This window comes from Fibrobacter sp. UWOV1 (assembly GCF_900142495.1).
GTDB lineage: Bacteria > Fibrobacterota > Fibrobacteria > Fibrobacterales > Fibrobacteraceae > Fibrobacter.
In genome coordinates, this window is sequence record NZ_FRBA01000002.1 from 357,316 (window position 1) to 379,298 (window position 21,983).

Below are 21,983 nucleotides of genomic sequence, written 5' to 3' on the forward strand. Positions count from 1 at the left end.
TGGGCGGGAACGAAGTGAACCGGGCAACCCATAAAATATAGCCCGACCCACGAAGTGGACGGACAGCACTTAACAACTTGTTGTTTAGTGCGCATGGCCACCAAGGTGGGGAACGCCCTAAAAAAGAAGAACTCAACGTTCGCGAAATGATGTTCCTCGAAGACGACAAATGCGTAAGGCGAGAGTCGCGACCGTGCTTGCACGGGCATGACCGAGCCTAGCATTTGGCACGAAGTGCAAACCAAGCTCGTGAAGCTCTCCGCCAAGCCGAACTTCCTCGCCATCAAGGCGAAGGGCCCGGATTACGCGAAGAACATGAAGGTGATTTCTGCCAAACTGAATTCGCTGAGCGTTGACGAAATCAAGGCTCTGCAGAATGGCGACAACCACGCAAGGCGAGAGTCGCGAGAAGACTTGTCTTCTCATGACCGAGCCGAAGAGGTTGGGCGCGAAGCGCAAACCATCAAGTTCGACTTCGGTGAAGTCGGTGCCGACTGCCTGATGCTCAACCGCATCGTGGCCGACGGCATGGCCGTGGAAGCCAACCAGCACTTCACTGTGGCTCTGGATTTGAAGATTACGGACGAACTTCGCCGCGCTTGCGTGGCTCGCGAACTCGTGAACCGCATCCAGAACCGCCGTAAGGACCAGAACTACGCCATCACCGACAAGATCGAAGTGACTCTGTTCTCTGCAAGCGACGTATTCAAGCAAGCTGTCGCGGAGAACGAGGCTTACATTGCTGGCGAGACTCAGGCTGTGAAGATTGCTTGGGCTGCCGCTGCCGATGGCCTCGAAGCCAACGACGCTGATGGGGAAGCGTTCTCGTTTACGACAGTAAAAGCCTAAATACTCTCAAAAAGATTCTAAAAACGCTCTTTCCTTGCGAAAGGGCGTTTTTCTTATTTTGTCTTTTGTTTGAAAAAGTGTATATTTATAGATGAGGTATGAATATGCAAACCGCAACAATTGAAATAACGACTGCGATGGAACCTTATGTAAATAAGCGTGACATGTGGCTGAAGCAACGTGCGATGCTCCTGTACCCCTATATCCAGAACGGGACGATTTCGCATGGCCGTGCTGCCGAGATTCTTGAAATGGACAAGTGGTCTCTTATCCAGTTGTATGGTTCTATGGGCATTCCGTATATTGACATGGACGAAGCGGAACTTGAACGCGATATTGCAAACGCTTTAGCTGCTTGCGGAGAGTCTAAGTGATAGTTGTCGTTGGTCCACGATAATAAATGAAGTTTGTTAGGAACCTGATTTTTGTTTTAGCTTTGCTTTTGCCGGGTATTTCGATGGCAGAGGAATCGGCATGTCAAAAATCAGATAATTACTACTGCATTTTAGATGGCTTTTCACCGACGCTTTGGGGATGGTCTATGGGCGGCGGACCATATATAGCTTCTGGCGGGATTGACTTTATAGTTGGCGCATCCGCTATTTTGTACGAAACTGCTAGACCAGATTCTTTGATAGGATTTTGGGAACCAACCAATGAGCTCATGTGGACCAATCGAATTCGATTGATTTATGATTTTGATAATGATCAAGTGGGATTCTATTTTCAGCCCAATTTGCGTTATATGTTTGAAAACATGATATTCACGGTTACCTCTGGTCCAGAAATTGGATGGGCATACAAAACTGGATTTGACTACGGATGGTCTGTCCGTATAGGAGGACTTGCGGGATTAGGCTTTGGTTCTCACGAATTTGGTTGTTTAATCAATTCCAAAAAAGTGTATTATACATTTTCCCTTGATATTACATTGGGCTTCTGGGCAGCGATGTCTATTTAGGATTACTCCGCGAATCCCGGAGGGGGCAGGTGTATGCCTGCCATTAGGAGTTTTTTTATCGCAGAATGTAGAACCCGGGGCTTGTGCGGGTGTGCGTGACGTTTCGGCCCTTGGTGTCGAAGCGGCTCGTGTTTCCGTATTGGGGCGCGGGTCGAATCGTGGCTTTGGGCTTGATGGCGTCAACGACGGTCGGGCTGTTGGAAGTGAGTAGCACTGCGGTGATTGACTTTGCGGGGAGCGTCATCCTGAAACTGTTAATGCTGTAGCTCGTCGCAGTGGTTGTTCCGCCCTGCGCATTTGCCTCAACTGCATTTTCTTTCAAGGCGTTGCTTGAGTGCGAAACGAATGTTTCGCCTTGGAGATTTTGCAAGGTGAGTGTTTTGACCTTTCCGTCGGAGGCGAAGTTTGCGAGACTGAGGTTCACGTCTTGGGCATCTTTTTCGGCGCGGTTCACGAAGATGACCGTGAGCGAGTCGCCCTTGTTGCTGATGGAACTGTAGGCGGACACCAGCGAGTCGTTGCTGGAGGTGGACTGCACGCGGTTCGGGTGGCCGTAGCGGCTGAACAGGTGCACCGTTTCGTACATGCCGTCGCCCCATGTCCACGGGGTGAAAATCTCGACACCGTTGTCCTGCATGGTTCCGAGGAAAGACGCGTAAGTGAGCGCCGTGACCATCGGGTCGTCTTCGTCAATCAGGCTTGTTTCGGTGATGCCGAGCGAGATCCCGTGACCTTTGCCGAAATATTTTTCGAGCCAGTTGTTGATGCGTACGAAGATGTAGGACTTGTAGCCCTTCTCCTTGTCACTCCAGTCGCATTTGCCTGTGGCACAGCGCACACCGTTACCGCCCTTGTAGTAGTAGGTGGTGTCGAACAGAACGCGGTGCCAATTGACGCGGCTTTCGTAGTCTTTTTCGGTGGGGTACCAGTGGATGTCGAACACGTCGAGGAGCCGCACGCCGCTCGCCTTTTCAGCTTCGGCGATTTTCTTGGTGAAAAATTCCAACCAGCAGTATTCCTGGCCGTCGATCTTGGGCCTGCTTTCGTCGTTATAGGCATTGATGTGGCACCATTGCCATTCGTTTGCGACCACTGGGCCGGTGAGCTTGATGTCCTTCCACTGCGCGCGGGCCTTCTTGGCGACATCGATGTAGCGTTCAACGAGAAAGTCTCCCGTGACGGGCAGGTCCAAGTCGTTGTGCGTGCCGCGCCAGATTTCCATTTCGTTGTCCATGCTCCAGTACTTGAAACGGCTCATGTCATACTGGAGTTCGTCTTTCCAGTGCGGGATAATCGCGACGGTCGAGTCGGCGGGCCATTCCATGTTGTATAGCGAGGCGTCGCCCGCCTTGATGAGTGTTTCGCCATCGTCGGAAACTTCGCCGCCGCCTGCAAGGTCGAACGCTCGTGACGGATAAGAGCCGTGTTCCTGTTTCCAGTTCCAGTCGGGAAAATTATACTCGGTGCTGCTTGCCGCATAGCCCGTGAGCTGGAAAGCGTACATCGCGTCGACACCCGGCATCTTGTCGAGCACCTTTTTCGCGGTGATATCCCAGTCGTGCGCATACACGTTGTTGAACCAGTCCGGGTGAACCGTCATTTTGTGGCTCCAGTTGTAACGCGTAGAATTGTTGCCGTTGTTCGCGCGCATCATGTGGATGCCCGCGTCAAGCATCTGGGCGATAAAAGCCTCTTCGTCTGCGTCGCTTGCGGCGTCCGTATCGCTGATTTTGTCGATGTTTCGCCCGTAAATGTATGGCGAAATCTTCTTGATGCCTTTTTGTGCGTCGACGGTGATGTCGATAGCGGCGAAGGACAATGTTGCAGCACTTGCGATGAGCACGGTGGCGAGACTTGCCTTCGTGGAGAACGCGGTCAGAATACTTTTCATAAAACACCCTTTTAAAAACAACCTGTCTTTAAAATAATCTCTTTTTTGAAAAAAAGGTTACTTTCTTAAAAACGAATGTATATTTAATGTTGTATGAAATATTTATGCGTCCTTTTGCTAAGTTCGTTTCTTTTCGTAGGCTGTGGCTATACCCGCCATTATGCCCATGTTGAAAAATTTGAAATGGAAACGTTCGCCGCTCCCGAAATCCGCGGTGCGGGCGGTTATAAAGAACCCAACACCGCTAACGTTCGCATGTCTGCAAACGTGCACGTGGGCTCGCAAGACAAGGAACAGCTTCGCGGCCTCAGGAACAAAATGGACGGCTGTAATGATATTACCCAGTGCAAGGCCTATAAATCCGAAGAAGTTAATGAGACGGTAGATGGTACCTACAAAATGAAGTACCCGTACGTAGAAGCCTCTTTAGATTACATCAGCAAAAAAGAGCTCTTCCTTTGGGGTATTAGTTTCGCGCTCGATAAAGGCGTGTACGGCAGTTTTCTTTTAGGCGTAAACACTAAGTATTTCGAAGTGGGTGGCTCGCTAGGTATGTGGATGCACTTCCGCGATTTCGATTATTCGGGAACAACATACAGTTGCGACCCCTTCTATGGCGCAGGTGGTTCTTTTGACAAATCCTCCTTTGAACGCGGCAATGGCGTGGGCGTGGTCGTTACCTATGGCGGGTACGCCAGCGCCTATTATGGCCCCCTCTCATTGAACTTCTCGGTAAATATTTATCGACCTGACCCCGAATATCCTGCAGACGATGACGGCAGTGCCTCCAAATTGGGACGCACAATATCTGAATTCGACTTCCCGCTCGTCGTGACGGAATACATTACTGCTGGCTACCGCATAAACGAAAATTGGGAAGTCCGCTTGGGCGCCTCTAATATCGTTGGCGAGTTCCCCGGCTGGCACTGGGGTGCAACGGGCGGCATCAGCTATTACACCAAGTAATCTTACAAAAAACTTGCGGTTTTTAGGGGTGTGCGGAAAAACACCCTTTTTGCTATAAAATTTACAAAAAATGGGCGATTTTGACGTTCTTTCGCCATTTTTGTGTTTTTTTTGAACGTTTTGTAAAAAAATAAGTTATTTTAGAATAAGCCTGTCGGAAACGCCCGAAGTCGGACGCCCACAGTACTTTGTTCTATTTTTATGGAAAGTTGTGTAAGGTAGGTATATGGTGTTTGCAAAGCGAACAGCTTGTTATGCTAAGGCGGGTTACACCCTAGTCGAAGTCCTGGTGGTTGTCTCTATCATGGGCATTCTCTCGGCAATGGGTGTGGCCGGCCTGCAGCGTGCTGTCGCAAATGCCAGAGTGAAAGATGCTGCTGTTAACACCGCTGCCTTTGTAGAAAGGGTGGCGAATTTGGCTAACCAGCGTAATGAGGTGCTGTGTTTGAGAGTGGATCCTCATAGTGATCAAACCTTGCTTGTGGTAAGGGATGATGGAACCAAAGATTGTACCTCTCCGCATGATGGCGTAATCGCTGAATTTTCAATTGATGAACCTTGTAAGTTTGTGTCTCTGGCAACTTGTCGTGGCGTAGAAACGGACTGGTTTAGCAAAGCGTATAGTGCAAATACCGCTTTTAAACCCCGTTTAGGACTGTCTGCTGCACCTCCGCACGGGGGAATTTGCATTCAGTATGGTTCCGATGCTGTGTATGGGGCTGTCGTCAAAGAACAGAATCTCAACAAAGTAAAGCCGATGTGGAAAGTGGGTGATCTCCCTGCGGCTGGTGCTGGTTGGGGTTCTTGGATGGATTTGTAGGTGTAGGTGGTGCGTATGGGAAAGTTCTTTAAAAACAAGCAAGGCTTCGGCATTGTTGAAGCGCTGATCGCAGCCGCTGTACTTGGCATTCTGTACGTGGCTATTCTCAACCTGCAAGGCGGAAATCGCGATGCCCTGTTGCGCATTCGTGGCCGTGATGGTGCAACGGAAGTCGCTCAAAACATTATTGATTCCCTCGGCTCCCTTGGTCTTGCAAGCCTTTCTGACGACAAGCTTAAAAATGCGGCCGGCGATGTAGAGTACACGAAGGCTCTGCCTCCCATTACCCGTACTTGGGATGGTCAGCCGGGAGTACTTCCCAATAAGATGACGGTTGTCTATAATGCAGAGGTGACGGTCTCTCCGGATGCCGATTACATGGCGAAAACGTCGTCGTTGCTTTTGAACACGGATAGTGCTTCGCATGTGTATGCCAAGCGTCTTGATGTCAAGGTGAGTTGGCATTTTAAAAATTCTGTCCAGTCAATTACAGTTTCGGGGGTTATCCGATGAAGTTCTCTAAGTCCGGTTTTACCCTCATGGAACTCCTTGTCTACATGGCTATTGTAGGCATTATTGTCGTAATTGCTGGTGAAGCTTTCAGTAATTCCACCAAGTTCCGTGTTCGTACCGACAATATGATTCGTGCTACGCAAGAAGCCGAAAACGTGGCGATGCTCTTCAAGGAAGATGCGGCCCAATTAGGCGCCAAAAGTTCGAGAGAATCGGGAGATGCTACTTCAGGTGCTGAATATGGCGTCCAGTTCAGTGCGGTAAATCCTAATGTCTATATGGATCCGAACAATCTTGATGCAGACCAGAAAGACTCTTCTTCTTTTACGATTACTTCAACAGATGGTATGAGCGACGTTACATTTAGGCGTTTGCGCTATGACGAAAATGGGTACTATGAGGCTGTTGAAGAAGTGAGATGGTTTGTCGAAAACAATGTCTTGAAGCGTTCCTGTAAATTGCTCGCGAAAAAAACGGGATTGGTGGTCGCAAACGACGATCCTTGCTCTGATGTGGGAGCGACTGAAAAGACTCCCGTTGAAATGGCAACGAGTGTGGATTCTTTCTATGTTATCCCGGCAACTCCGGGTGTGACAGACGAAACGACTCAACAGATTTTCCCTCCTAACAATGCGACTGAGTTCAGGTTGATTCCGCGAACCGGGGAAATGCAGTATGCCTCCTTTAAAACGGCCAGCCCCACGGGTACTTTGTATGGTGGTGGAACAAGTGTGGTTGTCTCCGAATTTGCGTCTAATTTTAATGTCGCAACAGAAGATGTCTTCGATTCTCCGAACCAGAAGATGAATCAAGCATTTGCTATAAAAAATGAAACTGTTCCCGGTGCGGGAGTTCCGGTATGGTCAAATTCCTGCTCTTCTTATGGAAACTTGACGTTAGAAGCGAATCAGGAGTACGAAATTTCCTTTAAAGTCCCGTATCCGGGAGAAGGGGATAAAAGCCTTGTGTTTGTCCCTGGCAAAGACCATATGTCTGTTGGATTTAGAAAAATTGGAACGGGGGATTTCCCCAGACAGAACGGGAAAAAGTTGATTGATGATTTCCTCTTCTTCCCGCCGCTGGATACTAGAGGAAATGGTTTCCGTACAATGCGCTTCTCCGTTCCGCAACAGATTACGGATGTCTGCCTTGCGTTCACATTTGCTCTTTATTCTCCGTTGGTTTCTGAAGGTCGAATTAGTATTCAGGACTTGAGAGTGAAAAAAGTGGCGACTGCGACTTACACCTTTGATGACCCGCCGTTTGATGCAGAGGCCAATAAGAAGCTGAAGAAGAATATTAAGGCTTTGCAATTGCTTTTGAAGGTCAGCCGTGGTAAAAAGAATGGCGGCCCTGGCGAAACAGGTAGAGTTTTGATTGCTGTTCCTATTCCTAGTAATGGACCTAGGGATTAAGGGAGGGATTTCCTATGCAGACGAATTTCAAATTGAATAAGGCCGGCGTATCCTTAATCGCCGTGCTTTTGTTTATGCTGATTGCGACCATTGCGGCCACGGCCACATGGAAATGGATCACGAGTGAAGGCTTCTCCAGCACAAGCCGTATGCTTAAGCGTGAAGCGTATCAGAGCTCTATGGCGGGTATTGAAAATGCTCGCTCGTGGATGACGTTCCATGCAAATGACGTGGGTGCTCTTGTTAAGCAGTATATTGAGGGCGGCAATGTACCTGTGAATCTAGATGCACAATTGCGTCCGCTGCAGCGCGCCGGCCAGAATTATCATGTGTGGTTGACGGGTGTAAATACCGAAAATAAAACGTACAAGTTGAAAATTCTCTCTTCGGGTGAAGCTCGCGGAGGTTCAAAACATAGCGAGGTGGCCATCTTTAATGTGGATGGTTTGTATCAGGTTTCGCTGCCGGTTCAGCATGTTGCAAAGAAAACTAGTTTTGATTACGCCTATTTCGGTGGTACTTATAATGGTGCCGGTGATTTGACGTTGACCTCTGCCGTGGTGAATGGTGACTGGCACGGAAACCCGCAGTCAATTACAAAGAATTTTATTGTGACGGGTAATGCGATGTTGAGCGGTAATACGGTCAATATCGGACAGCTTGCGTGCGTTGGCGGCAGCATGAAACCGGAAAACAATGGTTTGCAAGGGCATAATCTTTTTGTCAATGGCGATTTTACAGGAAATATCCAGCTGACGGGTGATGCTTATTTCAACAAGGATGTTTCGCCGAGTTCTGCAGGTGAATTTTCGATTGCCGGCAATACGACTTTGAATGGTGTCCTGACGACGGTTCAGTCTGAAAAGAATCTGACCTTATCCGGAAACCTTTGTATGGATGAAAATGCCAAGATCGTGTCGCATGGCACCAACTATACTTTCAAGGTCGTGAAAAACGTGTGGATGCCGGGCGCACAGAATTTGTGGTATGGCTCGGTCAAGTATACCGGATGTACTTGTAAAAAAACGTGGTGCTCCTATATGGGCCATTGTACTCCCTCTATGACAGTTCCTTGTACAAAGAGCGAAGAGAAAGATGAAATGATGGGCTTTTGGGGAGGTGGTAAGGCTACCTACACGTTAATCGGTTGTTCGGATACATCCTATGTGTATGGTGGTGATAATTATGACTCTTATGGAAAGATTATTCTTGGGGATACGAAAGAATCAAAGGTCTTTATGAAATCTGCTTTTTCGTGGGAACAGTATGATGCGCATCGTACTGCTACAAAGGCTGTTGAAGAAAAAGACAAGATTGCTCGTTGCAATTATGAACCTGGCGTGGTGAGCCCTGTTGGCCATGGATATTGCCATACGGGTCCTGAAGAGAAATGGAATGGAGATGAATATTATCCTTATCCGCTGCGAGAACAAAAGGATAGCTTGTATTGTTCTTTCTACTATGGAGGAACGGGAAATGAAGTTGAATTTAAGGATTATGTAGATACTTATTGGCTTGAGTGTAACAAGTGGAGGGGCCATGGCGCGGCTAAATTCTGTGAAGACTTTACAGAAGGCGTGGGCTATGGAGCGTATTTTGTGGGAGGAGTCAAGTATTGGGATGGTTACGACCCCGAAGCGTTTCACCCGCATCATCGCTTGAACCACAATGGAACGACTGCGACAGGTTCTCCGTATTGTACGGATAGCCAAGATAAGCATGGCCGTAACAAATATAGGGTTTCTTGTAATGTGACTCCGTGGTTTAAGTCTTTGAGCACATCGGTGTCTCGCAATGTGAGCGGAACTCCTGATTTTGATTGTGCTGATGATATTCAGTCGCAGTGTGATGATATTTGGGAGAAAAAGCCGGGTTGTGATGGCTCTGCGTATAAGGTTGACGACATTCTCGTTACCGCAAAGGCGAAGTTTGAGCCGTATGCAGAAAAGGGTTGTGCCAAAGATATTAAGACGTATGATAAGGACTTGGTGACAAAGTTGAACGAATGCTATCAGTCTACGTCAACTAATGAGACTAAGGCTGAAACGGATCTTTATAATGGATACTTAGTGGTTAAGGTGTCTGGTGGTACGAATAGCACGAATCCGACGGGAACGCTGAAGGGTAAGTTCATTATTATCGCCCAGGATGCTCTTTACACAAAATTGCCTCCGACAGACCAGTCGGATCCCAGTAAAAAGACGTATGTGTTCCTTTATCTAGAAAAGGGAGCTAATACGTTAAATGATGTAACCGTTGAAAATTACTTCATTTATACCGAAGGCGACATCTCGAACGGCAACCAGTTTAATTTGACCGGTTCTATTTATGCTACGGCGGAATCTTGTGCGGGTATCGGAAAACTTCAATCGTCGTCCGTTACCTATAACGCTGACCTGGTGTCTGAACTAACCAATTCTGGTGTTATTTGTGATAATGACGGCGGTGATTGCGGTGGCAAAATGAGTGAACTACCGGAATCTAGTAGTAGCTCTGGTGAAGGAACCGGTAGCGAAGAAACAACGACAACCGTCGCGGGTCTTGATGAATATTACGTATCGATGGCTCCGCAGTTGACCATTTCTCTTGAATCGCAGTATAAGAACAAGGAGCCGGAACCGGCAGCTGCTGCTCAAAGCGTGCTGACGCCGTCCTTTATTATTTTGCCGAGAATTATTTATATGCCGTCCGATCCGTATGGCGAATTGAGCGATTACTATAGTGTGCTCCCGCTGAATGGTTCAACTCTTAAGCGTGCTGATGTCGCGGTGACCTCTTGTACAGGAACTGCAGGCTCCTTGCCTACGGCAGGAAAATTGTACAATGGTACAACCCTGGCTAGGGGTATTTATAAGTGCGAAGCCAGTGCCGCCAGCTATGACAAGGTCCCGTTCTGGGTTGTGGTGGGCAACCAAGCCCGTGGATCGTCTCCGGTGGTCTTTGAAAGAAGCTGGTATGAAATTGCTGCAAACGACAATACGGTTGGCGTTGGTGTCAATGTTATCATTCCGCCACATAGTAATCCCTATACGCTAAAAGTTTCGTGTCCTGATAATCCGGATGGGGATCAATGGAAATATTCCTTGACAACCATGGTGACAAGCGCAAGAGATGAAGCTAGTGGTGTTTGCACATTTAATATTTCTGCCAATAGTGATGCAGGCGTAGTGCTAGAATTGTTCCGCGTTTATACGACGAATGCGACTTCAGGCTCTGTGGACTTTAGCTTGATTCAGGATCCGGAGTATCAAATTGGTAACCCGGCGAATACGCAAGTCAAGGTTGCCTCCAGTGCGATTTTGAAACGAAAAGAAGTGAGCCATGCTGATATTACGGCCTATTGTAACAGCAACCCGGGTGATTGCCCGCCGGAAGACCAGCGCAGTAGTGAAGATTGGCCGAATTGTACGACGACTGATACCTGGGTGGAACCTTCTGGTGCAAGCTTTAGTGTGTCTGAGAAAAATGAAGAATGGAAAATCGTTGTGGGCGGTTCGGGCTCCTTGAAATTGACGCCAAGGAATGCGGGGGACTGTGTCGCGATTATTCCGGATGAAAGCATTGATCTTGGAACATTTAATGCGAATTCTACCAAGGAATTGCCGGCTAGTCTAAAGGCGAGAAAACGTACCCTTACGATTGAGTTTGTTGGCGAAATGGATGGCGACAAACCGGTTGTTAGCATTAATGTTGGTGACCAAGTTCAGCCGCCTTGTGTATATAGTACGACAAACCATTCGTGTCAAGTGACTGTTTTCAATAATGAACTTGTTTCGTTGTATATTGATAAGGAAAAATATACGGATAACAAGGATTTTAGCTTCTGGAAGTGCTCTGGACCGAGTTGCCCTGATCAGACAGGGACGATTACCAGTGTTACCTATCCTTCTTTTAAGGTTCAGGATGACAATACGACGATCTACGCTCATTTCAAAGAAAATGATAAGCATTGTTTCTTTGATGAGTTTAAGTCGGGAAGTGTTGCATGTAGTTCGCTGAACCCGAAATACTGCATTGATCAATGCGGTAGCGCAGATGGCAATGTGTGTACTGGCGTGGTAGATGCAAAGGGGGAGTATAAGAATGCAAAATGGCATTTGATTTCGGGTAAGTTGAGCGACATCGATGTTACATCGACTAGAATTGCTATAAAGCGTTATACCACTAAAAATTTGGTCAACCCTGTGGTTGTCATGAGTACGGTAAATGCAGGTGTGTATGGAACAATGAAAGCGTTGTTCCAGTTGCCCAAAGAAACGAGTAGTTTCAAACGCAATTCCATGAATATCGCAAAGTCCGGCTTTATGCTGCATTCAAATGCGACGGGGTCGGAGTATTTGATGCTAAACCTCTTTGCCAATCAGTCTGGTTATCTGGAAGCTCAACTTTGTACGAGCTCGGGTAATTGCCTAAATGCCCTGCTTGAAAAAAATAATTACCCTGCGTCGGTATCTGTTTCTAATATGATTATGATGGCGGCGACGCTGACGACGGATAGTAAGTTGAATGTGAGCGCGTTTACGGGTGATTATTACGGAACGAATCCGACGGAATACCAGTGCTCGTTTGACTTGACGACACTTGGATCGATGTATAACGATGTTACGCATGAATATGTAGGCTTTAGCTTAGCTGACCCCAATTTCAAACTTTATGGAATCGGTTGGAAGAGCGACACCTATTCATCGGAATGTCATGAGCAATTCCCGACGGTAAAATGCTCTTTTGCTGCGGTTGCGAATCAAGGTGTGATTCCTACGGCAACGGATACAGACCCGCATAATATAACACCATGGGTGGGCCATTCCGGATGGTTTGATTCGCGTAGCTATGATTGCGAAACCAAGTTCTACTACTACAATGGTAGTGATGCTTGCGGAGGTTCTTCTGGAAATACTCCAGCGGAATGTTCAAGTGGTTATTATTCGTTTGATGCAGATGGTGCCGGACAACATGGTTATGGAGAAGATATAAAAACGGCGAAGGCGTGGATTAATTGTACTTCATCGGATGTTGAGACTAGTGCGTGGGCAACGGAAACCGCCGCTGAACGTGCTCATTGCGGTCCGTTCTGGACGGGAACAATTCATGAATGTTCTAAACATGTTGTTTTTGATAATGTTACGAATCTAGGTGTTGAAGCGCAAGAAGAAGAGGTGCCCTCGTTGTTTAAGAGTACTACCGAGCCGCCTGCTAATTTGCGTGCGACAATCTTGTCAATTACCTTGCAGAATGAATCCAACGTTGAAATAGAAATTTGGTTGGAAAGTCAGGAAGATGATGAGTCTCCGATATATACGAGTAAGTCAGTCGTATTGACGGGAACTCATGGCACATTTGATGTGGATGCCGAAATGCTTGGCGGTGCGGATGGCTTTGATCCTGAGCATGTTGTGCGTATTGGATTCAAGAACCACGGAAGCGATGATGTGACCATAACGAGTGCCGTTGCTTCCTGTAAAAAAGCGGTTGATATTAATAGCTGTTCTGCAACGTACAATGATGCTCTGGATCAATGGGAAGTTCTAGTTGACGTTGCCAATAAGGACAATGTTGCCTCGTATACCATTGACGCTAAGGTGGATGGCCTTAATGAATTCACTATTGCCGGAGTGACGCCGGTTTGGACTGATGGAAAGGCTAAGTTTGTAAAGGCTGATAATCCTTACTTGAATAACCAAGGCAAATCTTATCAGTTTACGGCAACTATTTTGAATTCGACAGGTACAACGGCATCGAAGGAATGTTCTGTATCTCCGGAAACAATTGGTGCCATGTCGGCTTCTTGTTCAATAGTTGGTGGGGTAACGTCTGTAGTGCAGGGGGCAGGTTTGCCTACATTCCAGGTGCAATTTGCAAATTGTCCCGATGCGGGATGTTCGTATGAATTGTATCTAGAAAGTTATCCTGTGCTTACCGGTACAGCGACACAGGCTGATAGAACTGTTACGGTGACGCCGAATGGAAATACGAATACAACGTCATCTGGTGAAGGCTCTACATCGGAAGTTGGTACTGTGTCAAGTTATCTTTCTGAAGGAACGTATCATTACTATGCGAAAAACCCGTCTAATTCGCAATTCCCGTTCAAGGAATGCGGTGTTTCTTTTGAAATTACGAAAGCCGCTGGCCCTGATGTTGGTTTGCAAACGGCTTGTAGTTTTAAGAATACAGCTGCTATTAAACCGGGTGCCAACGTGAATTTCGTTGCGACCAATGGCTCGAATGTGGCCGGTAAAGATTACAAATTGGTTTATATGTCCGGTACAGAAGAAATAGAAGTGAAAACGGGAAATATGGGAACGAATACTCAAGTTTCGTTCGATATAAATGGTACGGCAACAAGCAAGAGTCGTTCGTTTACATTGAAAATAAAAGATACGGATGGAACCTATAAAAATTCTTGCGTAGCGGATTTGAGCGTGTTGAACATTGGCTTGGAATGCTCAAACAATGGTCAATTCCATGTTGAGGTTGCTAACCCGTGTCAAAATAATGCTTGCCCATATCAGGTGAAGAAGACTTATAAAAACACGACGTCTAATCTTGCAAATGCTTCAGGGACAAACTTATCAAACCAAACATACAACTTTAATTTGGATGGCTATGGTACATATGTCCTCTGGATTAATGGTGAGGAAACGAGTTGCTCTGTATCTTTATCAAAAAATAAGCCTGGATTTGCTTGTCCTACGGCTCCTGGTGTTACGATTGGAAGCAATGTGACATTTACTTTGGGAAGTGTTTCTGGTTGCGATGAAGAAGTAACGGATTGTAGTTACGTTATTGAAGGAACTTCAGTGTCGGGTAATGGCTATAAATCGGGTGCACTACCTTCGTTTAAGGATAATTCTGTAACAGATGCTGGATTTAAGAGCTATAATGTCTCCTTGACAAATGAGTCCGGTACAACAACGCACGCCTGCTCTGTGGATTATAATAAGGGAAATGCAGGAGGTGGTGTTGCAACATGTACTGTAAACAAGACGAATGTTAGGGCGGGTGAACAGAATCTTGTGTTTTCTGTTTCTGGTATGAACCCTGCCCCCACCACGGAAACGCAAATTCCTTTAAAATGTGGAGGAGAAACGTTGGCTACTCCAACTTGTAGACCTGGTGGCAATTGTGATAATGTGAATTTTACAGCTCCGTCTGTTCCGGGAACGTATATATGTTCGTTTGAGTTGAATGGATTCAATCCCTGCGCAATTTTGCCAACGTTCAATGTAGTACCTCCTGTAAGTTGTAGTGTGTCTCCAGACGAAAGTGTTCCTGTAGGGACGCAAATCACATTCTCGGGAGGCGCAAATACTGATTATGGTGCGCAAGCTGGAAGTTGTGGATTTAAGATAAATGGAAATTGGTTGAATAATAACCAAAACCAGAATTTTACAACTAGTACTATGAATTATACGGTTCAGTCAAATACAACATTTAGTATTGTATGTACTCAAGGACAGGCTCCGGAAAGTGCTCGTGTTTGCACTAAAACGGTGACTGTGTACTAGTCCTAAAACTATGGTAATCAAAAAAAACGCCCTGCGTAAGCAGGGCAAATTTTCAAACTTTTTGCCGTCAATGTTACTCTACAATCTCCCAGTGGCCGCCGCGATTTCCACCAACTCGGCGAATCCGACCTAGCCTCCGTAGTTTTCTTCGTAGTTTTTCAGCTTTATTCCGTGCGAATAATTTTTTTACTTACAGCAAGAAAATGCGTGTTTCTTGCAAACAGTTGTTTGCAACATGAATGAGAGAAGGTTGTTTGTCTTGCATTTTAGAATACATTAATCTATTTTAATTATATGCAGAAAAAGGGAAATCACAAAGAGCTGTTTCGTCCGCAAAATCGTATAGATGCGGCGCTTGCTCGTATTGAAACGTCAAACATCCTTTTTGAGAAGAAACGTTTTTCGGCATCAATTTATTTTGCGGGAGTCGCAGTAGAAAGTATTTTAAGGGCTTTTATTGAGAGAGATTCAAAGAAAGTTAACGTGCTAAGGCTGTTTGCGGACCAATGTAATGATGCTGCAAATGCAATTGTTGCGAGAGGGTATGACTTGTATTATGGAGAATAGAAAGATTAAAACAGTAGCGAAAGATGTACCGCTGAAAGAACGTGTACGCATGGTTTTGAAAACCTCTGCTTATGGCAACGTTAAGGGCGCTCGGATAAAGGTGACTGAGTCTGAGGATGGCTATATACGGGGCTTGGTCAATTCTCCGATGTTTACGGGAGTCGATGTGGCATCTCGTCAATTAGCAATTCGTAATTCGCTGAAAGGCAAATTCACAAAATCAGATCGTCAGCGTATACTGACGATTTTGACAGCCGCTCCGGCAGATTTTTCAGATTAACCAAGGGACAAAAGGCGTTTTTTAGAACGCCATGTTCTCTTACATAAACCAGTAAATTCCGCCGACTTGGATTTGCATGTTCTTGAAGGCTTGGTCGTCGCTTTCGAATTTTTTGCCGTCAATGATAGAGGTCAGGCCCACACCGTAGCGAATGCCCAGGTCCAAATTGGGCGTGACCGAGCAGCCTATGCCTACGTCGATGCCGAATTCAAAGACGTTGAGTGCGTCATTTTTGCCGAAGTTGGTTGTTTCGACAACGCTGCCTAAGTCTTGCTCCATTTCAGAGGACAGGAGCAGCGCGAATCGCGGGCCCGCTTCAAAGTACATTTGAGGTAACACGTTGTAACGGGCGAGAACGGGTAATTCAAGTGCCCACGTGTTCCATGTGAATTCGTCGTCTTTTTGGCGGCGCCAGTCCACATCGAGCTCGGGTACAACGCTGACTTTTTCGTTTACGGTGACTTTGGCGGCGGCGCCGGCTGTAAGGCCGAGACTCCAGGGAATTTCCTTTTCAGAAGCTCCGTCGCCCCAGAGCGTGCTGAAGTTGACCGCGGCGTGTCCGCCCATTTGGACTTGAGCAGAGGCTAGACCGGTTGCGAACAGTGCGCCTGCAATAGTGCGGGAGATAGCTTTCATGTTGTTTCCTCCGAAAATGTTTACCTCAACGGGTTCTTGTCGCTCTTATACCACTTCATGAATTCGGCGATGCCGTCGTGCAGGCTCCAGTGGGGCTTGTAGCCGCACTCGGTTTCGAGCTTGGTGGTGTCGGCGTTGGTCTGGTACACGTCGCCGGGCTGCATGGGCAAGAAGTTTTTCTTGGCGGGCTCGCCGTAAGCGTTTTCGATTTCCGCAATAAAGTCCATAAGCTTTACGGGGTGGCTGCAGCCGATGTTGTAAATCTTGTAGGGTACGTTGTTGGGGCACTTGGCTGCATCGGGCACATGATCCAGTGTGTGGATGGTGCCTTCGGCGATGTCGTCGATGTAGGTAAAGTCGCGGATCATGTCGCCGTTGTTGAACACCTTGATGGGTTCACCCTTGGAAATCGCGCGGGCAAAGAGCATGGGCGACATGTCGGGACGTCCCCACGGCCCGTAAACGGTAAAGAACCGTAGACCCGCGACGGGCAGGTTGTAAAGCTTGCTGTAGCTGTGGGCCATAAGTTCGTTGCTCTTTTTGCTGGCGGCGTACAGGCTCACCGGATTGTCCACCTTGTCGTCTTCGCTGTAGGGCACCTTGCTGTTGAGACCGTACACGGAGCTGGACGAGGCGAACACTAGGTACTTGACTTGGTTGTGGCGGCAGGCTTCCAGAATGTTCAGGAATCCGACCAAATTACTTTGCAGGTAGGCATACGGGTTCGTAATAGAGTAGCGCACGCCTGCTTGGGCGGCGAGGTTCACGACCTTGTCGAATTTTTCTTCGGCAAAGAGTTTGTCCAGCGGCTCCTTGTCGTCGATTCCCATTTTTACGAATCGGCAGTTCTTGTACTTGGTGCTTTGCACCATGGCGCCGTAGGCGAAGTTGTCGCCGGGCTGTTCGATGCCGCCTTCGCGGAGTCGACCGTACTTGAGGCGTACATCGTAATAGTCATTAATATTGTCGAGGCCTACCACTTCGTCGCCGCGTTCCGCGAGCATGAACATGAGCTTGGAACCAATAAAACCTGCTGCACCTGTAACAAGAATTTTCATACATAATAATATAGTAATTAGAACTTAGAACTGAAACGGTGTGTCATCCTGAGCAAGCGAAGCGCGTCGAAGGATCTCTAACTTTTTTAGATTCTTCGACTACGAACCTGCGGTTCTTCGCTCAGAATGACAAAAGGCAATTTTTTCTACCTTTATTCCCGATGTCCACCGTCATTCTGTTCAACAAGCCTTTCGGCGTTTTAAGCCAGTTTACGCCGGAGTCGGGCCATGCAGCGCTCGATACCTTCGGGTTCCCGCCGGGGGTGTATGCAGCAGGGCGCTTGGATCACGACAGCGAGGGCGCACTCTTGCTGACGGATAATGGCAAACTGATCAAAAAACTGCTGGACCCGAAGTTTGAACACCCGCGTACCTACTTGGCGCAAGTGGATGGTCAAATTACCGAAGAGGCGGTGCGCAAGCTTGCCAAGGGTGTCGATATCAAGGGCTACCATACCAAGCCCTGCAAGGCAGAAATGGCGGAAGAACCGGATTGGCTTTGGCCCCGCAATCCGCCGGTGCGATTCCGTGCGAATATTCCCACGAGCTGGGTGCGACTCACGCTCATCGAGGGCAAAAACCGCCAAGTGCGTCACATGACGGCAGCGGTGGGGTTCCCGACACTTCGCCTGATTCGTGTACAAATCGGTAATATTCCCCTGGGTGGTTTAAAACCGGGCGAGTGGCGCGTGGTTACCGATAAAGTGATTTGATGCTTTATCCCAAATAAACTATTTTGTGAAAAACGTCATTGCGAGGGGTGTAGCCCCGAAGCAATCCATAGTGAAAAATGAAGATTGAAAATATGAAAAAGTTTTATGGTGTTGCGTTTATTTCTGCGGCTTTGATGGCCTCGACGCTGTCGTTTACCGCTTGCAACGAATTCGGTTCCAAGGGGGCAAAGTCTGCGAAATCTGCCGAACTCAACTGCCCCGAACTGCCGCTTGATTCTACGGCCACGGGCGAGTTCGACCCGATTGCCTCGAAGGATGCCCGCCCCTGCGGTGCGATTACCTTGTGGGGCTCCGCGATGCCGAAGTCCTTTAACATGTGGGAAGACTACAACAGCTTCTCCGCTGAACTCATGGGCATGATGTTCGAGCCTCTCGTGAGCCTGCATTCTACCGAAGACCGCGAAGTGGGTATTCTCGCCGACAGCTGGAATGTGAGTGAAGACGGCAAGACGTTTACCTTCCACGTGGACAGCCGCGCCAAGTGGAGCGACGGCAAGCCGGTGACCGCCGAAGATGTGCAGTTCTACTACGACGTCATCATGGATGAGAAAAACCTGACGCCCATTTTCAAGGTGGGACTCAGCCGCTTCGACCGCCCCGAGGTCGTGGATAGCCTTACGATCAAGATGACCGCGAAGGAAAGCCACTGGGGTAACTTCTGGGAAGCTGCTGGCATGCTTGCGTTCCCGAAGCACGCCTGGGCAGGGAAGGACTTCAACCAGATCCGCTACGAGTTCCCGGTGGTCTCGGGCCCGTACAAGATCAAGACCTTCCGCGAAGACCGCTATGTGGAACTTGCCCGCCGTGCCGACTGGTGGGGCTTCAAGAAGAACTGGAACCGCGGCAAGTATAACTTCGAAAAAATCCGCTACCGTTTCATGAATGACCAGACTAAAGCGCTGGAAGCTTTCAAGAAGCAGGACATCAACGCCTACGCCATCTACACTAGCAGCATCTGGATGAAACAGACTGACTTTGACGCCCTTCAAAAAGGCTGGGCCGTGAAGCAGCGTATCTTCAACAAGGAACCCATCGGTTTCCAGGGGATGGCCATCAACTTGCGCAAGCCGCAATTCCAAGACGTACGTGTGCGCCGCGCCCTCAACATGCTTTTGAATCGCGAAGCCATGAACGAAAAGTACATGTACAACCAGTACTTCTTGCTCAACAGCTATTACCCTGACTTGTGGGAAGGCAACCAGAATCCGACGGCGCCGCTCTACAAGTTCAACCCGGATAGTGCCCGCGCCCTCTTTGCGGAGGCGGGCTACAAGGTAAACTCCCAGGGTGTGCTGGAAAAAGACGGCAAGCCGTTTGCCATTAACTTTATCACGAGCCAAGAAGACTTGCGTCACCTCACGCTTTTCCAGGAAGACCTGAAGAAGGTGGGCGTCGTGGCGACCATCGAACAGATGTCGCAGAGTACCTTACGCAAGCGCCTTGACGATGCCGACTTCGACTTGTACTGGGTGAACTGGGGCGCTGGCCGCCTTCGCGATCCGGAAGCTAGCTGGTATTCCACAACCGCACTGCAGAAGGGCACGAACAACCTGGCCGGTGTACAGGATAAAGTCGTCGACAGCTTAATCAACTTACAGAAGACTGAATTCGACCTCGCGAAGCGTAACGAAATCCTGAAGGCGCTCGACAATCGTCTCTCCGAAATCGTGCCGTATGTGCTCATGTGGCAATGCGACCATCACCGCATTCTCTATTGGAACCGCTACGGCACTCCCGAAAAAGTCTTTGATCGCTTTAACCGAGAAGACGCCATTCCGGTATACTGGTGGCTGGACCCCGCGAAGTCTGCTGCCCTCGACAAGGCCATGAAGGCCGGAGAGAGCCTGCCCGTGCCTGAATACGACGTGAAATAGTTGATAGAACTTAGATCGTGCCTTCGGCACTGCAGAACTTAGAAGAATGTAAAATAAAAAGGCGGGCTGAAAAGCACGCCTTTTGTCTAAGTTCTAAGCTCTACCGACTAAGTTCTTTTTAGAAGAAGAATTCGGCACCGACGTACAGGCCGGTTGCGTCGCCGCCCATGTTATCATGGTCGCCGCTACGAACAAAGAGCTTGCCGGTGACTTCCAACTGCTTCGGGATTACGTAGATTCCGCATCCGAGCCAGATGGTAATCTGGTGGTCGCCATCGTCGTCGCCACCCACTTCGACATCGCCTTCTTCCCAAGTGCTTTCGGTAAGGCGGAACTTGAGCTGCATGCCAAAGAGCGGTGTAATTTCGGTGTTCGGAACGGTATAGGCGATTTCGCCACCCATGTGCAATTCCAAACCGCGTTCTCTGTTGTCGTGTTCAAAGCCCCAGAACAAACCGGCTTCGGTTCCGAATTTGAGACCCGGAGCCTCCTTAATCGGCATGCTGAACTGGCCGCCCAAATAGAGGGCGATTTCTTCGCTAGAAGGAGGCGTAGTCCTACTGCCGTTTGCACCGTATTCTATTTCGTCGTTACCGACGGGCAGAATAAGGTCCACAAAGCCGTTGAACGAGGGGTCGAACTGATAACGTGCGCCGATAGTCAGGTCGCGCAGGCCGCTACCGCCGTTCACGCAGCCGCTGCAGTCCGATTCGCCCCAGAACTGGTAACCCCAATCCTGCAAGGAAATTTCGAGGTTTTGGATTACGCTGTAGCGAACGCCGATGCCAAGGCCGGCATTAGACCAATCGTGGTCCCAGTTGTAATAGAGGTTGCCCTTTACAGAACCCTTGCCGGCTTCGAGAACGGGGTAGTAGTCCCAAGTTGCGAAAGCGGCGCTAGAAACGAGGGCCGCTGCGAGTGCGATTTTTTTGAACATTCCAGACTCCTTGGAAAAAGTTTTTGTGTTACAATTTAGTAAATGCATTAGGGCTAGGGGTGTAAAAAAAAGATACCCTAGGCGGCTTGCCTAGGGCGTTGAGTTTTAAACTTCTTTTACAATTAGAAGTTGATGGCGAGCTTAGCGTTAACGCCAGTCCAGTCACCACCCATAGATTCCTTTTCGTCAGCGAACTTCATGATGAAGTTAGCCTTGATGGTGAACATCGGGTTGATGTCGTAACCGGCACCGAGCCAAACCAAGATAGCCTTGTCGCCAGAACCGTATTCGGTCTTGACGCCACCGAAATCTTCTTCAACATCGCTGATGCGCATGTTCAAAGCACCGCCAATCCACGGAGTCAGACCGATGCTTGCAATGGTGTAGTCGAGTTCTGCCTGAACAGTGAGGCCGAGACCTTCGGTAGTGTGTTCGTCTTCGAACTTGTAGCTAATACCAGCTTCGCTACCGAACCACAGGTTGGGTACGAATTCCTTGGTGAACTGGATGGCGCCATACAGACCGAATGGGTCGTACTTGCTGGGGCCAATCACGTCGTCAGAGGTCAGCGGGATGCTTACATCCAAGGCGGCGATCAAAATCGGCATGAACTGGTAACGGGCACCAAGGGTCAATCCCTTGAAACCGTCGTTATCCGGGCAGTCGGGGTGGCCGGATTCGCCGCAATCGTCATCTTCGTCCCAAAGCTGGTAACCGATACCGGTCAAAGAAATAGCCAAGTTCTGGATGACAGAGTATTCTGCTCCGGCGATGATTTCCATGTCGGAGGTGTGGTCGGTCCAGCCGTACTGGGCACCGAGTTCGACCTGGCCTTTGCCTGCATCCATTACCGGGAAGAAGTTGTAGGTTGCAAAGGACGCGCTTGCAGCGACTGCTGCGACGAGTGCGATCTTCTTAAGCATTAGAGTGTCTCCTTATAAAATGTTTGTAACCTAAATGTAACATAAACGTGC

Annotated in this window: 17 protein-coding genes; 12 read left to right on the forward strand and 5 right to left on the reverse strand. The window is 48.4% G+C overall.

The genetic code is table 11. The features are described from left to right. Nucleotides 1-207: 207 nt before the first annotated feature. The 3 genes from BUC02_RS05240 (at nucleotide 208) to BUC02_RS05250 (ending at nucleotide 1,810) form a co-directional block, all read left to right on the forward strand. Nucleotides 208-849, forward strand: coding sequence for a DUF5915 domain-containing protein (locus BUC02_RS05240; protein ID WP_073319575.1), 642 nt, complete (start codon nucleotides 208-210; stop codon nucleotides 847-849). 98 nt (nucleotides 850-947) lie between these two features. Beyond that, entirely contained in the window at nucleotides 948-1,223 is a 276-nt protein-coding gene (locus tag BUC02_RS05245) for a UPF0175 family protein (RefSeq protein ID WP_073113499.1), read from the forward strand. A gap of 26 nt (nucleotides 1,224-1,249) precedes the next feature. Then, nucleotides 1,250-1,810 carry a hypothetical protein gene (locus BUC02_RS05250; RefSeq protein ID WP_073319578.1) on the forward strand — a complete coding sequence of 187 codons (561 nt, stop codon included), beginning with the start codon at nucleotides 1,250-1,252 and terminating at the stop codon, nucleotides 1,808-1,810. A 55-nt stretch (nucleotides 1,811-1,865) separates the two neighbouring features. Here BUC02_RS05250 and BUC02_RS05255 read toward each other — a convergent pair whose 3' ends face one another. Beyond that, nucleotides 1,866-3,701 carry a glycoside hydrolase family 44 protein gene (locus BUC02_RS05255; protein WP_083564398.1) on the reverse strand — a complete coding sequence of 612 codons (1,836 nt, stop codon included), beginning with the start codon at nucleotides 3,699-3,701 and terminating at the stop codon, nucleotides 1,866-1,868. A gap of 183 nt (nucleotides 3,702-3,884) precedes the next feature. Between BUC02_RS05255 and BUC02_RS05260 the strand changes: the two genes are divergently transcribed. From BUC02_RS05260 to BUC02_RS05290, 7 genes are all read left to right on the forward strand, one after another. Beyond that, nucleotides 3,885-4,667: a hypothetical protein gene (locus BUC02_RS05260; RefSeq protein WP_073319579.1), complete on the forward strand. Its 783-nt coding sequence runs from the start codon at nucleotides 3,885-3,887 to the stop codon at nucleotides 4,665-4,667. Between the two features lie 226 nt (nucleotides 4,668-4,893). After that, nucleotides 4,894-5,487, forward strand: a complete 594-nt coding sequence (locus BUC02_RS05265) for a pilus assembly FimT family protein (RefSeq protein WP_073319581.1) — start codon at nucleotides 4,894-4,896, stop codon at nucleotides 5,485-5,487. A gap of 15 nt (nucleotides 5,488-5,502) precedes the next feature. After that, nucleotides 5,503-6,000, forward strand: a complete 498-nt coding sequence (locus tag BUC02_RS05270; protein ID WP_073319584.1) for a type IV pilus modification PilV family protein — start codon at nucleotides 5,503-5,505, stop codon at nucleotides 5,998-6,000. Next, nucleotides 5,997-7,415 carry a type II secretion system protein gene (locus tag BUC02_RS05275; protein WP_073319587.1) on the forward strand — a complete coding sequence of 473 codons (1,419 nt, stop codon included), beginning with the start codon at nucleotides 5,997-5,999 and terminating at the stop codon, nucleotides 7,413-7,415. Before BUC02_RS05270 ends, BUC02_RS05275 begins: the two co-directional genes overlap by 4 nt. Before the next feature lie 14 nt (nucleotides 7,416-7,429). Then, nucleotides 7,430-14,923: a hypothetical protein gene (locus BUC02_RS05280; protein ID WP_073319590.1), complete on the forward strand. Its 7,494-nt coding sequence runs from the start codon at nucleotides 7,430-7,432 to the stop codon at nucleotides 14,921-14,923. 294 nt (nucleotides 14,924-15,217) lie between these two features. Further along, nucleotides 15,218-15,490 (forward strand): hypothetical protein, encoded by a 273-nt coding sequence (locus tag BUC02_RS05285; RefSeq protein WP_073319592.1) that lies wholly within the window; start codon nucleotides 15,218-15,220, stop codon nucleotides 15,488-15,490. Beyond that, complete coding sequence (locus BUC02_RS05290; RefSeq protein WP_175549806.1) at nucleotides 15,468-15,770, forward strand: hypothetical protein; 303 nt, start codon at nucleotides 15,468-15,470, stop codon at nucleotides 15,768-15,770. The genes BUC02_RS05285 and BUC02_RS05290 overlap by 23 nt, the downstream gene beginning before the upstream one ends. A gap of 39 nt (nucleotides 15,771-15,809) precedes the next feature. Here BUC02_RS05290 and BUC02_RS05295 read toward each other — a convergent pair whose 3' ends face one another. Next, complete coding sequence (locus BUC02_RS05295) at nucleotides 15,810-16,406, reverse strand: porin family protein (RefSeq protein ID WP_073319598.1); 597 nt, start codon at nucleotides 16,404-16,406, stop codon at nucleotides 15,810-15,812. Nucleotides 16,407-16,426: 20 nt separating this feature from the next. After that, nucleotides 16,427-17,464 (reverse strand): NAD-dependent epimerase/dehydratase family protein, encoded by a 1,038-nt coding sequence (locus BUC02_RS05300; RefSeq protein WP_073319601.1) that lies wholly within the window; start codon nucleotides 17,462-17,464, stop codon nucleotides 16,427-16,429. Nucleotides 17,465-17,625: 161 nt separating this feature from the next. Here BUC02_RS05300 and BUC02_RS05305 point away from each other — a divergent pair, with 161 nt between their 5' ends. Together BUC02_RS05305 and BUC02_RS05310 are read left to right on the forward strand one after the other, a co-directional pair. Next, nucleotides 17,626-18,177, forward strand: a complete 552-nt coding sequence (locus BUC02_RS05305) for a pseudouridine synthase (RefSeq protein WP_073319604.1) — start codon at nucleotides 17,626-17,628, stop codon at nucleotides 18,175-18,177. 92 nt (nucleotides 18,178-18,269) lie between these two features. Next, complete coding sequence (locus tag BUC02_RS05310) at nucleotides 18,270-20,072, forward strand: extracellular solute-binding protein (protein ID WP_073319851.1); 1,803 nt, start codon at nucleotides 18,270-18,272, stop codon at nucleotides 20,070-20,072. A 118-nt stretch (nucleotides 20,073-20,190) separates the two neighbouring features. Here the strand turns inward: BUC02_RS05310 and BUC02_RS05315 are convergent, their stop codons facing one another. Further along, a complete protein-coding gene (locus BUC02_RS05315; protein WP_073319607.1) occupies nucleotides 20,191-21,009 on the reverse strand; it encodes a hypothetical protein in 819 nt (272 codons plus the stop codon). Nucleotides 21,010-21,131: 122 nt separating this feature from the next. Next, nucleotides 21,132-21,932: a hypothetical protein gene (locus tag BUC02_RS05320; RefSeq protein WP_073319609.1), complete on the reverse strand. Its 801-nt coding sequence runs from the start codon at nucleotides 21,930-21,932 to the stop codon at nucleotides 21,132-21,134. Nucleotides 21,933-21,983 lie beyond the last annotated feature (51 nt).

Excerpts from the sequence above, each read along its gene's own strand:
- BUC02_RS05240 (WP_073319575.1), top strand. The coding sequence starts at position 208 with ATGACCGAGCCTAGCATTTGGCACGAAGTGCAAACCAAGCTCGTGAAG.
- BUC02_RS05245 (WP_073113499.1), top strand. The coding sequence starts at position 948 with ATGAATATGCAAACCGCAACAATTGAAATAACGACTGCGATGGAACCT.
- BUC02_RS05250 (WP_073319578.1), top strand. The coding sequence starts at position 1,250 with ATGAAGTTTGTTAGGAACCTGATTTTTGTTTTAGCTTTGCTTTTGCCG.
- BUC02_RS05255 (WP_083564398.1), bottom strand. The coding sequence starts at position 3,701 with ATGAAAAGTATTCTGACCGCGTTCTCCACGAAGGCAAGTCTCGCCACC.
- BUC02_RS05260 (WP_073319579.1), top strand. The coding sequence starts at position 3,885 with ATGGAAACGTTCGCCGCTCCCGAAATCCGCGGTGCGGGCGGTTATAAA.
- BUC02_RS05265 (WP_073319581.1), top strand. The coding sequence starts at position 4,894 with ATGGTGTTTGCAAAGCGAACAGCTTGTTATGCTAAGGCGGGTTACACC.
- BUC02_RS05270 (WP_073319584.1), top strand. The coding sequence starts at position 5,503 with ATGGGAAAGTTCTTTAAAAACAAGCAAGGCTTCGGCATTGTTGAAGCG.
- BUC02_RS05275 (WP_073319587.1), top strand. The coding sequence starts at position 5,997 with ATGAAGTTCTCTAAGTCCGGTTTTACCCTCATGGAACTCCTTGTCTAC.
- BUC02_RS05280 (WP_073319590.1), top strand. The coding sequence starts at position 7,430 with ATGCAGACGAATTTCAAATTGAATAAGGCCGGCGTATCCTTAATCGCC.
- BUC02_RS05285 (WP_073319592.1), top strand. The coding sequence starts at position 15,218 with ATGCAGAAAAAGGGAAATCACAAAGAGCTGTTTCGTCCGCAAAATCGT.
- BUC02_RS05290 (WP_175549806.1), top strand. The coding sequence starts at position 15,468 with ATGACTTGTATTATGGAGAATAGAAAGATTAAAACAGTAGCGAAAGAT.
- BUC02_RS05295 (WP_073319598.1), bottom strand. The coding sequence starts at position 16,406 with ATGAAAGCTATCTCCCGCACTATTGCAGGCGCACTGTTCGCAACCGGT.
- BUC02_RS05300 (WP_073319601.1), bottom strand. The coding sequence starts at position 17,464 with ATGAAAATTCTTGTTACAGGTGCAGCAGGTTTTATTGGTTCCAAGCTC.
- BUC02_RS05305 (WP_073319604.1), top strand. The coding sequence starts at position 17,626 with ATGTCCACCGTCATTCTGTTCAACAAGCCTTTCGGCGTTTTAAGCCAG.
- BUC02_RS05310 (WP_073319851.1), top strand. The coding sequence starts at position 18,270 with ATGAAAAAGTTTTATGGTGTTGCGTTTATTTCTGCGGCTTTGATGGCC.
- BUC02_RS05315 (WP_073319607.1), bottom strand. The coding sequence starts at position 21,009 with ATGTTCAAAAAAATCGCACTCGCAGCGGCCCTCGTTTCTAGCGCCGCT.
- BUC02_RS05320 (WP_073319609.1), bottom strand. The coding sequence starts at position 21,932 with ATGCTTAAGAAGATCGCACTCGTCGCAGCAGTCGCTGCAAGCGCGTCC.